Below are 13911 nucleotides of genomic sequence, written 5' to 3' on the forward strand. Positions count from 1 at the left end.
GTAGGCCAGTCGGGCGGCCCGTTCACCGGCGGCGCGGAGGTCGTCGGCCAAGCCGGCGAGCAGGTCCACCGCTTCGCGGACGTAGCGCCAGGCGGTGCTGTGGGAGATGCCGAACCCGATGGCGAGGCGGGCGTGGGTGTCGCCGTTGCGCAGGTGGGCAAGTACGAGCAGCGCCTGACGGCCGGGTTCCAGTCGACGCCATCGGGACCGACGCCGTGTTCGTTCCGCGCGGATGAGATCGGCCAGGCGGATGAGGGTGTGGTTGGACAGCGGAATCGCGGCAGGGTAAGACAGCACGGCGAGGCTCCCGGTTGGGGCATCGGATCTTGGTCGACTGCTGTCTTACCGGGAGCCTCGCCCACCGCGCCCCATCACCCAGCCCGGGCCGTGACCTGCACCGTCACGATGAAAATGGCTCAGTGGTCGGCAATGGGCTGCTGATGTTCTCACGGTCATCTGAGCTGTACCGCAGATGACTTCTCGCGCGGCGCTGCGACGTTTGGGTGAACTTCGGTCTCAATGGTGCTGGTGCTGCTGCCCTGATTGGATTTATCGAACGCGTTTCTGCTTTCATGTCGCACCTCGACGTCGGGGGAACGTCAGGTTCTGAAGCGAGGAGCGAAGCGGTTGTGGGCATGCCTCCTGTGTGGGGCGCCTGGGGGAAGTGGTCGCGGAAACGATTGCCGCACCCGCTGGTGTGCCACCTGATCGACACGGCCTTGGTGGCGCGGGAGCTGCTGCCGCGGTTGCTCGGGCCCCGGTGTCTGGTGATGTTGCGGACGACGTTTCGGCCGTTGGGGGATGCCGATGGTTGGATCGCCGTGCTGTGCGGCATTCACGACCTGGGCAAGTACTCGCCGACTTTTCAGGGGATCAAGGCCGATCTGGCCGCCGGGCGCCTGGGACCGGAAGCGGCATCTGATGTCCATTTCGTGCGCAAGCTCGACGGTGTCCAGCGCTTGGACATCCCCCACGGGCTGCTGACCGCACTGCACGTCAAGGACATGCTCACGTCGTGGGGAGCCGATGTCGTCGTCGCGGACGGGATCGCCGTGGTGTTGGGCGGCCATCACGGCTACTTCCCCAAGAGTTCGGCGGTCGCACAGGCCCGGACGGCCCGCAACGACCATGGTGGCGAGACGTGGGCGCGGTGGCGCGATGCGATGGTGCTTCAGATTGTCGATCATCTCGGGCTGGTCGATCCGCGGACGTTGCCGTGGTCGAAGGTCGAGTTCGATGTCGTCGCGGGTGTCGGCTTGGCGGGACTGACGACGGTCAGTGACTGGATCGCCTCCGACGAGTCGAATTACGAGTCGCCCGACGGGCCCTTCGATCTTGCGGAGTATGTCCGCGCCGCACGTCCGCGCGCCGTTCACGCGGTCCTGAAGGCCGGTGTGCAGCCGTGGAAACCGCCGGTCGACACCAGCTTCAGGGGCCTCAACCCGAAGACGTCGGATGTGCCGGAGGTGCGGCCGGTTCAGGTGTTGGCCGAGCGGTTGGTGGCCGATCGGCGTGGGCCCACGATGGTGGTGGTCGAGGCGCCGACCGGCGAGGGCAAGACGTTGCTGGCGTTGCAGGCGGCGGCGACGTTGGTGCGAACCCTGAAGCTGTCCGGTGTGTACGTGGGCATGCCGACCAAAGCCACGAGCAACCAGGTGCTGGAGGAGTTCGAGGCGCTGTTGGATCGGATCAAGGACACGACCGGTGTGCATCTGGTGCACTCCGACGCGCGAAACTACTTGGCCGAGCGGGACACCGAGCCGTCGGATATCGGTCACGACGATCCGCACGACGATGACACCGCGGCCCGGGAGTGGTTCACCCGTAAGAAAAGCCTGCTGGCCAGTCTGGGGGTCGGGACCGTGGACCAGGTGGTCCGGGCGGGCATCCGGTCCGGGCACGGGTTCGTGCGGCTGGCCGGGTTGTCGGGCAAGGTCGTGGTGTTCGACGAGGTGCATGCCTACGGCGTGCACATGTCGACGCTGCTCGATCGGCTGTTGATGTGGCTGGGGCGGTTGGGTGTCTCGGTGGTGGTGTTGTCGGCGACGCTGCCGACGCGCCGGCGCGACGAGCTGGTCAGGGCATGGCAGGCGGGGGTGACGGGACGTCGCCCCGGCAGCGTCGCCGCGGTGCCCGCCTGTGGCGGCTATCCGCGGGTCACCGTGGCCGACGAGGAAGGTGTCACTGCGCACAAGGCCGGTGTCTCGAAGGTCAACCGGGAACGGGACGTCGTGCTGGACCACCCTGTACCGGCCGAGCGCGTCGTGTCGTGGTTGCTGGAGCAGGCGCGCAGCGGACGCGGTGTTACGGCGGTGCACAACACCGTCTCCCGCGCGAAGAAGACCTACGAGGAGGTGAACGCGACGGTCGCCCGACTGCCGCAGGAACACTTCGTCGACGGTGTGCGGCCGGTGGTGAAGCTGATCCACGGGCAGATGGACCGCGTCGAGCGAAGCGAGGTGGAGCGATGGCTCCGGCGCGGGTTCGGCCCCACAGGCACACGCGTACCCGCCATCGTCGTAGGGACGCAGGTGCTGGAACAGAGCCTCGACCTGGACTTCGACGCGATGCTGACCGACCTGGCGCCGATGGACCTGCTCATCCAGCGCGCGGGACGGGTCCACCGCCACAACCGCACGCGGCGGGGACCGCTGCTGCTGGGCATCACCGGGGTGACCGACACCGACAACGCACCGGTGTTCCCGCCGCACGTGCACACGATCTACGCCCGCTACGTCCTGCTGCGGACCTGGGCGCTGCTGCGACACCGGACGGTGATCCACTGTCCGCAGGAGGTCCCCGCCCTGGTCGACGCCGTCTACGGCCCGCCGGAGGCGGTCCCGTGCCCCTCCGGTTGGCAGACGGCATGGCGGCAGGCGGAAACGGCACACCGCACGCACGTCCACCGGCAGGTCGACCGGGCGGCGAATCTGTACCTGCCCGTACCCGTCGGGGAGGTCGTCCTGGAACAGCTCTCCGAGCAGCCGCAGGATCCCCGCCGGACTCGCGAGAACAAGGGGAACCGGTGAACGACGACGAGTACGACGACCTCGACACCGCGGTCGAAGTGGTCCTGCTGCGAGCCGACGACGACCGGGCTGTCAGGGCCACCCCGGTACGCGGCATGACGTCGATAGACCTCACCGCCACCGAGCTCACCGCATCGACGGTGCAGGAGTTGACGGATTCCGCCACCGTGCTCTCCGCCCCGGACGGTGTGCCCTCGGACGTGGTGCGGGCCCTGCGGGCAGCCCCGGTCCCGCCCCTGTTCGCGAGCTCCCCGTGGCTGTGTCACCACCGGGCTCTGATACTGCGCGACGGGCGATGCCCGGTCGCGGGCCACGTCCTCAACTACGGACCGGAGTTCGGCGTGTACGTCGATGGTGACCTGTGACGCGCGAGGCGGCGACATCGTTCGACCTGCTGACCGAGCGGTGGATCCCGGTCATCGACCGCAACGGCACGCCCGACAAGGTCGGGTTGAGACGACTGCTGCTCGACTCACACATGCTGAGGCGCATCTCCGGCAGTACCTCGCCCATGACCGCCGCCTTGTACCGGTTGGTGCTGGCGTTGTTCCACCGCGCCTACGCGGTGACCACCGAGGTGGAGTGGAAAGACCGCTGGGAGGCCGAGTCGCTGCCGGCCGAGCCGCTGGAGCAGTACCTGGCCGAATTCGGCGACCGGTTCGACCTGTTCGACACCCGGCGGCCCTTTCTGCAGTGCCCGGCGCTGGCACGCATCGCACCTCAGACTCCGGCGAAGCTGATCCCCCACCGGGCGGTGGGAAACAACGTCACCTTGTTCGACCACACCACCGTCTCCGACATCACGCTGCTCGGCCCCGACGAGGCCGCCTGCTGGCTGGTCACCACCCAGGCGTTCGACCCGGGCGGCACCAAAACCCCCTATGAGGGTGTGAGGTCCTCGAAGCTGGCACCGTGCAACCGCCTCGGCGTCGTCCTGGTCGAGGGCGACACCCTGCTGCAGACGCTGCTGTTCAACGCCCTGCTCTATGACCCGGAACTGCACAAGCCGCGCAAGACCACGCCCGACGACGCACCGGTCTGGGAAGCAACCGTTCCCCCACCGGGCATCCCGGACAAGCGACCGGCGCGTGGCTGGACGGACCTGTTGACCTGGCCCTCGCGGCGCATCCTGCTCTCCCACCGCCGTGACGGTGACACCACCAAGGTCGACGGAGTCGTCATCACACCCGGGGTCGAGTTCACCGGCGAACTGGTGCACGACGAGAAAATGGCAGCCTTTCGGCAGCCGACCGGGACCAACGGCAAGCCGAAGAAGGACGTGCCGCTGCAGCCGATCCGGCTGGCTCCGCTGCGCGGAGTGTGGCGGCACAGCGTCGAACTGCTGCTCGCTGACCAGCCGGGGGAGGGGCGGTCCCGGATGAGGCCGCCGGCGCTGGACCAGATCGCCAGGCTGGCCGAACGTGGCCGGCTGCCACAGGACGCCTCGTACACCCTGCGCGTGTTCGGCCAACTGCTGAACAAGGAGCAGTCCGTCGTCGTGGACTACCTCGAAGACGCAGTACCGGCGCCGGTGGCGCTCCTGCGTGCCGAAGACCTGGTCCTGGCGACCCTGGTGGGCACCGCGATCGCCCTCGCCGACGACGCCGGGGCCGCGCTGCGCCACCTGGAAAGCGACTACCGGGAGGAACGGCGCGCCAAACCGGTCTCCGGGCTCGACCTGACGTACTGGCCGCGCCTACCCAACGCCTTCGGTGAGCTACTGGAAGGCATGGCCACAGCCCGGCGGGAACGGCGCCCGGAGACCGACGCGCTGACCGCGTGGGCCGAGCACGTCGCCGACACCGCCCGCTCCGCCGGCAACCGCTGGGCCCAGAGCGCCTCGACCGACGGGCGTGACCTGCTGGTCATCGCCAAGCACGTCGAGAAGTTCGACAATATCGTCGCCAAGCTCGTGCGCACCTTCCACGTGAAAGTGCGCGGCTCCCTCACGAAAGAGCAGGACGGGTGACAGACAACCGCCTCAGGCAACGCCGCCGGGCCTTCACCGGCTACCTCTACGGCCTCCACCGAGACCTGTCCTCGGACAACGGCGCCAAGGCCGCGGAGTCCCGCCGCGTATTGGCCCGACTACGGCGGACGTTCTCCGGCCCACGCCAGGAAGCCGAAGCCTACGAGTACGTCTTCAAGCACGACCCCCCACACAGCGAGGAGGAGGCGTGGCTGCTGCTGGCCGGACTGTTCGCCCTGCATCCACAGCCGCGACGCGATCCGTCCCGACGCGGCTCGCTGGGCGGCTCGATGGGCGAACTGGAGGCCCGGCGCGGCTTCGCCGCCACCCGGCGCTTCACCGACCTGGTGGCACGCGACCGTGACGGCCTGCCGCACCACCTGCGCCAGACCATCCGGCTGCTGGCCTCCCACGACATCACCGTCAACTACGACCAACTGCTGGACGACCTGGTGATCCTGCTCGGTGACGACCACCGCGAACAGCACGCCCACAGCGTCCGCCTGCGCTGGGCCCGCGAATTCCACCGTCCGTCACCCGAGCAGGTCACCAGGACCACCACCGGGACCACCGACACAGCCGGCGACGCGTCGGACGGCGCCCCCGACGGCGACCCCGAAGAAGACTCGGCCCAGGACGACTACGCCACCACGGAGAACTCGTGATCCTCGAACTGCACCTGCTCCAGTCCTTCCCGGTCAGCAACCTCAACCGCGACGACACCGGCCAACCCAAGACCGCCACCTTCGGCGGCCAAAGCCGCGCCCGCATCTCCAGCCAGTCGATCAAGCGCGCGTCACGTCTGCTGTTCAACCACTACGGCCTGGACAAGTCCGAGACGGGGATGCGCACCAAGCGACTGATCGACAACGCCGCCAAGCAGCTGACCAAGGCAGGGCGTGACGCGGAAACCGCGCCCGGTGTCGTGACCGCCGCGCTGGAACACCTCGGATTCGGCGTGGACCAGGACAAACTGCTGACCGAGTACCTGCTGTTCGTCGGCTCCCAAGCCATCGACCGGCTGACCGACTACAGCCAGACCCACTGGGACACCCTGGCCGCGACCACGGCGGCCAAGGCCGCCGCGAAGCAGGCCGAAGACGAAGCCAAGGCCAAGGGCAAGAGCAGAGCCAAGAAGGCGAAGACCGAAAAGCCCAAGCCCGACAAGCAGGCCGTGGCCGACGCCAAATACATCCTCGACGGCGCCCGAGCCGTGGACGTCGCCCTGTTCGGTCGCATGATCGCCGATAACAAGGACTTCAACGTCAACGCCGCCTCCCAGGTCGCCCACGCCCTGTCAACCCACTCCGTGCGCAACGAGTTCGACTTCTACACCGCCGTCGACGACCTCAAGCCCGACGCCGAATCCGGCGCCGACATGATCGGCACCGTCGACTTCAACTCCGCCTGCTACTACCGCTACGCCAACGTCGACATCGCCCAACTGACCCACAACCTCTCCGGCGACACCGACCTGGTCGACCGCGGCCTGCGCGCCTGGCTGTACTCCTTCATCCACGCCGTCCCCAGCGGCAAGCAGAACTCCATGGCCGCCCGCACCCTGCCCGACACCCTGCTGGGCGTCGTCCGCGACCGCGGCGCGTGGAACCTGGCCAACGCCTTCCTCAAGCCGGTCGTCGCCGACGACCTCATGGCAGCCTCCACCGAACGCCTCACCGATCACTTCACCCGTCTGCGCGCCTTCTACGGCAACGACCAGATCCGCGCCGTCGCCGCAGCCTCGGTCACCGGCGACATCCCACACCTGGATGCCGACGACACGGTCACCGGCATCGACCAGTTCACCACCCGCCTGCTCACCGCGACCCGGGGCTGACCACCATGGCCACCTCTCTGGCCCTGTGCTTCGACGCACCCATGCAGTCCTGGGGCACCCGCTCACCCGGCACCCTGCGCGACACCGCCGCCGAGCCGACCAAATCCGGTGTCGTCGGTCTGCTGGCCGCAGCCCTGGGCGTGCACCGCGACGACCACGACGCGATCGCCGACCTGGCCGCGCTCACCCTGGCCGTACGCGTCGACCGCGAAGGCATCCCCGAACGCGACTACCACACCACCCAGAACGTTCCCACCACGCTGGGAAAAGGCCACCGCACCGTCGTCAGCGAGCGCTACTACCTCGCCGACGCACTCTTCCTGGTCATCCTCGAAGGCCACCCGGAACTACTGCAACGCCTCAACCACACGATCGACAGTCCGCGATGGCCGGTGTTCTTCGGCCGCCGCGCCTTCGTCCCCGCACGACCACTGCTCACCCGCACCGGCCTCACCCACCAACCAGCCCTCCGGCTCCTGCACACGCACCCCTGGCTGGAAAACGACCCCGACGTCAGAAAGAGCGAAAGCGACAAAACCGAGCGCGTGCCGCTGCGCACCATCATCGACTGCCCGGCCACGACGCCGGGCGCAGTGCCGCGCCGCGACCACCCGATCAGCTTCACCCACGGCGACCGACGGCACGGTCTCCGTCACGTCCTACCCGCCACCACCCCGCTCACCGACCCCATGATCAGCGATGGAGACCAAGCCCCGTGTTCCTGACCAAGCTCTCCATCAACGTCAGGTCCCGCGAGTTCCGCCGCGACTTCGCCAACATCCACGACCTGCACCGCACCGTCATGTCCGCCTACCCAGACACCGACGGCAACATCCCCGCCCGCCAAGCCCACGGCGTGCTCTGGCGCCTGGACCCCACCCACACCGGCTACACCGCCTACATCCAGAGCCACACCAACCCTGCCTGGGGCAAGCTCCCCGGCGACTACACCACTGCCCCCGCCGAAGTCCGCCCGCTGCAACCGGTACTGGACACCATCACTGCGGGGCGCAAGCTGTCGTTCCGGCTGCTGGCCAATGCCACCCAGGACACCCGGCCCGTCGAACTCAAAGGCAAAACCCGCCGCGTGGCACACCACCAGCCCGACGACCAGATCGGCTGGCTTATCCGCAAAGGCGACCAGCATGGCTTCGTCATCCCCACCGCCCGCGACGGCCAACCCGACGTCAACCCCTCACCGGTGCCCAGAATGACCGGCCGCAAGGACGACACCACCGTCATCGTGGACCCGGTCCGTTTCGACGGCCACCTCATCGTCACTGACCACACCGCGTTCACCCAGGCCTTCACCACCGGCATCGGACGCGCCAAGGCCTACGGCTGCGGCCTTCTCAGCCTCGCACCACCACGTAACACATGACCCCCTACCCACTGCACACCACCCGCTTTGTGCACGGCGTGCTCTCCGCCCAAGTCCGCACCGGAGGCCGAACAACGAGATCGAGTACTTCCTCGATGCAGGCGGTCGTCATCGGCCAACGGTCTGACCGAGAACCCCGGGCAGATGACCACGTACGCTCTTTGCAGCCGCGGCGTGTCGTCAGTCGGACCGCCACGCCGTAGACGTGCTCCCGGGCGGGTTACTCGTCAAGTTCGGGACGCCCTCCCGCCCTCCGCCACGCCGGGCTGAGTTCAGCGCCCTGGAGCCAGCCGCGCACTGTGGCGAAGAGTTCCTCGCGCTGGACCGCGGACAGCTCCCGCCACCACAGCGTCGCGGCCGGGTGCCGTCTTCCACAGCCCGTACCGGTCGGACAGATCCCGCCACGGAGCGCCCGTGCGCAGCTTCCACAGGATCGCGTTGAGCACCTGAAGGTGATCCCGCTACTCGAACCATGCCCCGACACTGGAGGTAACAGCAGGTCGATCAGAGCCCACGTGCGAATCAGTACTCGCGCGAGGAAGACGAGTCGTTGGACGGCTTCGCCCTGCCCTACCGGGATCACCCCGCTCGCGCGGGGAAGACGCGACCAGGAGGTACAACTCCCGGAGGTACCCGGGGCCACTCCCGCTGGCGCGGAAGACCCGGCGGAGATCGCGGCGTTCGACCCGTCGGACGGACCATTCCCGCTCGCGCGGGGAAGCCCCCTCCCACCACGACGAGATTCGGTACCAGGTGGGACCACCCCCGCTCGCGCGGGGAAGACGGCACGCGGCGAGTCCTGCCGGCGCGTTCGTGCGGACCACCCCCACTCGCGCGGGGAAGACGCTTCCTGATCTCTACGTTACAGGCCGATGCCTGCATTTTCATTCGGTTCATTGCGGTTTGAATATCCGATTGAGTGATCTTCCTACTCGCGGGGGGTGGTCCGAACCTTGGGGCAAGGTCGTCGAGGGGCTCGACACTGAGTGTCGGATACCAGACACACTTGAATCCTGACGATCAGGGCGGGCAGGAGTCGGCGAGTTCAGATGATGATGAAGCACTACCCGCCGAAGTTCCAAGGCGTCACGCTTTCGGCACCGCCAAGGTCTACCGCCCTTCCATAAAGAGGAACCCATCGGCGAAGCCCTCCGCCCTTCTGCGGCGAGGTCGTCATCGCCGTCAAGTCCGGCTTCGATCTGTGCCTTGACGGCACCGACGCCGGACTGCCCAGCTGGCCCGGGCACATCAGCGCTACGCCGCCACTCCCTGCATGGCAGCGACAGCCCAGTCCTACGTGACGGGATCGTTGGCCTCGCGCGGCCCAAGAGGCACAGTCGCCACATCGGTCCACTCGTAAGCTTTGTGGTCGCGGTTGAGGTCGATGAGCGATACCGACGAGACGACGACCTCGCCGTTGTGCCTGCCATGCGCGTCGAGCGCTTGGGCGACCGGTTCCATGGGGCCCGCGGTGTTCGAGTACCCGAGACTGACGTGCGCACGGAACCCGGCCTTGGGTTCGGGGACGTGGTCGGTTCCCCAGATGTCCCCGATCGCGGCGCGGATGGCCAAGCGCAGATCGGCCAGCGGCTCCAGAGGCCGGGCGGGCATTTGGATGGTCTCGGGGTCGACGTACGCGGGTCCGATGGTGACGGTGATGGGTTCGAGTTCGGCGCACCGCTTGCGGGCGGCGCCGACGATGAGGTCGATGTCGTGCCGGTCGACTTCATCGGTGAAGCCGACGCCCTGAAGTGTCAGGTGCAACCACCGGGCCGGAACCGGATCCAGCTGGGGGAGTCCGGCCAGCACGGGGGCATAGTCGGCGACGAGGCGCTGTGCGCCGGGCTGGTCGGCGAAGGTGACGTGCCAGGTGTAGAACGACCTGCCGGTCACCCAGCCGGGCCTCCACCACCAGTGATCACGCATCCGGTCCGGCTCGGTCACGCGGTCAACTCCTTGGTCACGGCGTCGCTGCGGAAATCGTTGACGGCATCGAGGATCCGCCTGGTGATCGTGTCACCGGGGCTGTCGGTTCCCGCCACTCGTGCGCCGACTTCGGACATCCGGTGCATCAGTGGCCGGACACGATGGTCCAGGGCGATTGCGTAGTCGGGTAGCAAGGCGCTGAGCTGGGAGTTTGGGGCGTGAAGGGCCTTCTTGGAGGCGATGGCGGCGGGTGAGATCGCATCGGTGATCATGGAGTTGCGACGCTTCACGACTCCGAGGAAGACCTCACTCGCCGATGACATCATCTCTCATCACCGCACTGACCGTCACGACGCCCTCCGGCAACGGCCCGGCGGCGCCTGTCACCGATGGTGAGCAGGGTGGGCTGCTGGATCCGCGTGACCCGCGCGGGATCCGATACCCACTGTCGGCACTGCTGATGGTCGCGGTCTGCGCGGTCCTGGCCGGGGCGTCGCCATTCGCGGCGATCAGCGACTGGCTGCGGGATCTCGACGGCCATGCCCGTGAGCGGCTCGGTTTCGACCGCATCCCTTCCAGCACAACGATGTGGCGGCTGTTGACCCGCCTCGACGCCGACCTGTTGGCCACCGTTCTCGGCGGCCTCACCACCCGCGCCCGACGATCACCGCCGGTGCGTCCGCGCCGACATCGTCACGTCATCGCCGTGGACGGCAAACCCTGCGCGGCGCCCGCCTGGACGACGGCCGCCAGGTCCATCTGCTCTCCGCGTTGGACACCGACACCGGCATCGTCCTGGCCCAGGTCACCGTGGACGCGAAAACGAACGAGATCCCCGCGTTCACCCCGCTTCTCGACGCGGTCCACACGGTCGTCGGCACCCTGAAAGGCACCGTGTTCGTCGCCGACGCCCTGCATGCCCAAGCCGGCCACGCCCGCCAGGTCGCCGCCCGCGGAGCCCATCTGATGACGGCGGTGAAGGGCAATCAGCCGACGTTGTTCGCCCAACTGAAATCCCTGCCCTGGCCCGACATCCCGGTCGGAAATCGCACCCGCGACCGTGGTCACGGACGCCGCGATACCCGCACCGTCAAAGCCGTCACCCCGCGCACTCCCGGCGGCATCGCGTTCCCGCACGCCGAGCAGGCCGTCCGGATCACCCGCAGCCGCACCACCGGCGCGAGGAGCACCCGTGAAACGGTCCACTTCACCGTGTCCCTGCCCGCCGGCGACGCCGCGCCGGCCGAGCTGCAGGACTGGATCCGCCGCGAATGGCTCATCGAGAACCAGATCCACCACGTCCGCGACGTGACGTTCCGTGAAGACTCCCACCAAGCCCGGACCGGCACCGGCCCCGCCGTCATCGCCACCCTGCGCAACACCGTGATCGGCTGGCACCGCACCAACGGCGACACCAACATCGCCCGCGCCCTCCGACGCGCCAACCGCCGATCACACGACCTCATCACCGCCGTGACCAGCAGCTACCCCACAACGCAGTGACCCTGCCGCAAGGCCACGACCGCGACCGGCTACTCGCCGTCACCACCGAAAGTGCGCCAGAGCCACTCGTTCGACAGACCCGTCATTCGGACTCGGAGCGGGGTCGTTCAGGTGATCCGCAGGTGCAGGCGCACGGTCGTACCGCTGGTTCGCGGGTGGATTTCCACGATGTCGCAGAGTTGGCGCACGATCCACATGCCGTGTCCGCGGGCGAGGTGGGAGCCGGGTCGGAGGTAGCCGAGGTACCAGTCGGTGACGGGACGGGGGCCTGTGTCGGTGATGTCGCAGACGATGGTGTCGGCGGTGCGCCAGAGGGTGAGGTGTCCGCTGCCGCCGCCGTGCCGGACGGTGTTGGTGGCGACCTCGTTGACCGCGATGACGAGGTCGTCGAGTTTGTCCGGTGGCAGGCCGAGGGAGGTGGCGGTGGTGGCGGCGAAGTGGCGCACGGCGGACAGGTCGCGGTCGAAGCGCAGCACCACCGCGGCCGGGTCGATCGGGCTGGGCGGCCCGGTGGTGAAGTCGGCGGGCTCCTGGTAGGCCGGGCTGGGGTCGGGCGTCGGGGTGCCGGCCAGGTGGGGGTGGGTGCGCAGGGCGTCGTGCACGATCGGCGCGGGCACGGTGCGGGTGTCGTAGGGACAGATGATCCAGGCGGGGGAGTCGGCGAAGGCGACGTTGATGGCCGACTCGTACCTCGTCCACGCCTGGACCCGGGTGGCGTCGCGCCCCTGCCACACCGGCTCGCCGATGATGCGCGTACGTCGTCGCGGGGTCGAGGACCGGTCGACGTAGCGCTGGTAGGCGGCGAGGGTGCGGCCAGGTGCGTCGTACCAGGTGTCCGCGTCGGCGAACTCGATCCGCGCGGCCTCCGTCCCCAGGGTGTCGCGCAGCATGGCGGTGTTGTGCGCGGTGGTCACCGCCAGCACGGCATCGCCGCGCTCCAGGCCGTCACGGCAGAACGGCACCGTCGCGGCCAGGAACCGCTCGTCGTCGCCGTAGACCAGTGCCTGGTGGACCAGGCGCGCCGGGGTGGGAGTCGCGGTCACGCGGTGTTCCTCTCTGTGACCAGCCCCATGCCGGGGGGCATGCTCCCAGCCCACCGATCAGAGCACTCCGCACAATACCGGGTCGAGGTGCTCGACATGTCTTTCGCCAGGGCCGGAAGCGGTCGGGCTTATCGATCCGGCTTGCCGAGCCGGAGTCCGGGTACCTCAGTGGTCAAGGGCGTCCGTCCGAGGAGCGAGCCCAAGTCCGGGGCGACGCTCTGTACGGGTTGCTACCGTCGGGGCGTCCCGGTGCCCGAAGGCGTGCTGGGCATGACCGGTGTTGACCGACGCTCCGCGGCGGACGACGACCCGCGTGACGGGCATACCGGCCACCACGCTGGTCACGACCGACACCGACGACGTGCTCGTCCATGAAGACCGCTCCTTGCTGCGTCCAGGCGTCCGCTGTAGAAGGCTGGTGACTCGGTGTGCGACGAGTCGTCTCGGAGGGTATCGGCTTCACGCCTCGACGGGGGCCGACCGAACGCCTTCCGATGTCGCTCTCGCACATCGCCGCGGCAGCATCGGGCCGCGTGGGGCGTCGAAGTCGACGACGGCGCGAAGTGTGCCGATAACACGATCGGCTGACAGAGCACGCCGGACGACCGGAGTGCTGGCTGCTCGACACCCAGGCCGCCCGGCTGGCCGTCACCGGGACAGCCTCCGCCCGAAGGATGCGTCCGGACGAATGCCGTCCGCGTACCCGACCTCGGGCCGCCTGCTCCGCTCCTACAACCGGATTCGATGACGATGTATCGACCAGTGGGAGGGTGGTGTCGCGCACGGCGGCCACCGCCTGGTCCCGATCAGGGCGGATGTCGAACACCTTGTCCAAGCCGGTGGCCTGCAGCGGACGCAGTACGGCGCGATGACCCGCGGCGACCACGAACGCGGCCCCGCACCGCCGGGCGTGCTCGGCGGCCTGGACCACCAGTGCCAACCCCGGCGAAGCCAGGAACGTCACCCCGTCGAGGTCCAGTACCAGGTCCGAGGTCGCCTCCTCCAGCCAGGCCGACGATTCGTACCGGACCACCTCGATGCTGCCGGCGTCGATCTCTCCCGCCACCCGCAGCACCGGCACGTCCCCGGAGGCGGTCCACCGCACGGTGACGAGCCCCGCACCACTGTCGATGTCCATCAACGCACACCCCGCTAGCCTTCGACGCATCGACGGACCGGTGCTCCGATGGGATGTCGCCAGCCGGACAGCTCACCCGGAGTGG

Annotated in this window: 13 protein-coding genes and 2 pseudogenes; 9 read left to right on the forward strand and 6 right to left on the reverse strand. The window is 68.5% G+C overall.

The features are described from left to right. On the reverse strand, positions 1-297 hold a 297-nt coding region (locus CKY47_RS31680), incomplete at its 3' end, for a helix-turn-helix domain-containing protein (RefSeq protein ID WP_306750015.1). 338 nt (positions 298-635) lie between these two features. Between CKY47_RS31680 and cas3 the strand changes: the two genes are divergently transcribed. The 7 genes from cas3 to cas6e are packed head-to-tail and all read left to right on the forward strand — an operon-like array spanning position 636 to position 8216. Next, on the forward strand, positions 636-3029 hold the full coding sequence (gene cas3, locus CKY47_RS31685; RefSeq protein WP_306750087.1) for a CRISPR-associated helicase Cas3': 2394 nt from the start codon (positions 636-638) through the stop codon (positions 3027-3029). Continuing rightward, positions 3026-3394: a hypothetical protein gene (locus CKY47_RS31690; RefSeq protein ID WP_306750016.1), complete on the forward strand. Its 369-nt coding sequence runs from the start codon at positions 3026-3028 to the stop codon at positions 3392-3394. Before cas3 ends, CKY47_RS31690 begins: the two co-directional genes overlap by 4 nt. After that, positions 3391-4998 carry a type I-E CRISPR-associated protein Cse1/CasA gene (gene casA / locus CKY47_RS31695; RefSeq protein ID WP_306750017.1) on the forward strand — a complete coding sequence of 536 codons (1608 nt, stop codon included), beginning with the start codon at positions 3391-3393 and terminating at the stop codon, positions 4996-4998. The genes CKY47_RS31690 and casA overlap by 4 nt, the downstream gene beginning before the upstream one ends. Then, positions 4995-5663: a type I-E CRISPR-associated protein Cse2/CasB gene (casB, locus tag CKY47_RS31700; RefSeq protein WP_306750018.1), complete on the forward strand. Its 669-nt coding sequence runs from the start codon at positions 4995-4997 to the stop codon at positions 5661-5663. Before casA ends, casB begins: the two co-directional genes overlap by 4 nt. Further along, a complete protein-coding gene (gene cas7e / locus CKY47_RS31705) occupies positions 5660-6835 on the forward strand; it encodes a type I-E CRISPR-associated protein Cas7/Cse4/CasC (RefSeq protein ID WP_306750019.1) in 1176 nt (391 codons plus the stop codon). Before casB ends, cas7e begins: the two co-directional genes overlap by 4 nt. A 5-nt stretch (positions 6836-6840) precedes the next feature. Continuing rightward, positions 6841-7560, forward strand: a complete 720-nt coding sequence (gene cas5e / locus CKY47_RS31710; RefSeq protein WP_306750020.1) for a type I-E CRISPR-associated protein Cas5/CasD — start codon at positions 6841-6843, stop codon at positions 7558-7560. Beyond that, positions 7551-8216, forward strand: a complete 666-nt coding sequence (gene cas6e / locus CKY47_RS31715) for a type I-E CRISPR-associated protein Cas6/Cse3/CasE (protein ID WP_306750021.1) — start codon at positions 7551-7553, stop codon at positions 8214-8216. The genes cas5e and cas6e overlap by 10 nt, the downstream gene beginning before the upstream one ends. A 353-nt stretch (positions 8217-8569) precedes the next feature. On the opposite strand, the pseudogene CKY47_RS31720 reads toward cas6e, so the two are convergent. The 3 genes and pseudogenes from CKY47_RS31720 to CKY47_RS31730 all read right to left on the reverse strand — a co-directional run. After that, positions 8570-8674: pseudogene (locus CKY47_RS31720) on the reverse strand (transposase); the annotation flags it as partial. 835 nt (positions 8675-9509) lie between these two features. Next, complete coding sequence (locus tag CKY47_RS31725; RefSeq protein WP_306750022.1) at positions 9510-10160, reverse strand: 2'-5' RNA ligase family protein; 651 nt, start codon at positions 10158-10160, stop codon at positions 9510-9512. Beyond that, positions 10157-10432: a hypothetical protein gene (locus CKY47_RS31730; protein ID WP_306750023.1), complete on the reverse strand. Its 276-nt coding sequence runs from the start codon at positions 10430-10432 to the stop codon at positions 10157-10159. Before CKY47_RS31730 ends, CKY47_RS31725 begins: the two co-directional genes overlap by 4 nt. Before the next feature lie 26 nt (positions 10433-10458). On the opposite strand from CKY47_RS31730, the pseudogene CKY47_RS37085 reads away from it, so the two are divergent. Together CKY47_RS37085 and CKY47_RS31735 are read left to right on the forward strand one after the other, a co-directional pair. Beyond that, positions 10459-10767: pseudogene (locus tag CKY47_RS37085) on the forward strand (transposase family protein); the annotation flags it as partial. Next, the gene (locus CKY47_RS31735; RefSeq protein WP_306750024.1) at positions 10731-11645 is read left to right on the forward strand and encodes an ISAs1 family transposase; all 915 of its coding nucleotides are present in this window, start codon (positions 10731-10733) and stop codon (positions 11643-11645) included. The pseudogene CKY47_RS37085 and the gene CKY47_RS31735, both read left to right, overlap by 37 nt. 107 nt (positions 11646-11752) lie before the next feature. Here the strand turns inward: CKY47_RS31735 and CKY47_RS31740 are convergent, their stop codons facing one another. Together CKY47_RS31740 and CKY47_RS37090 are read right to left on the reverse strand one after the other, a co-directional pair. Beyond that, entirely contained in the window at positions 11753-12688 is a 936-nt protein-coding gene (locus CKY47_RS31740) for an anti-sigma factor RsbA family regulatory protein (RefSeq protein WP_306750025.1), read from the reverse strand. Positions 12689-12860: 172 nt separating this feature from the next. Continuing rightward, entirely contained in the window at positions 12861-13856 is a 996-nt protein-coding gene (locus tag CKY47_RS37090) for an anti-sigma factor antagonist (protein WP_371320769.1), read from the reverse strand. Positions 13857-13911: the final 55 nt, after the last annotated feature.

Source organism: Saccharothrix longispora (assembly GCF_030852425.1).
Classification (GTDB): domain Bacteria; phylum Actinomycetota; class Actinomycetes; order Mycobacteriales; family Pseudonocardiaceae; genus Actinosynnema; species Actinosynnema longispora.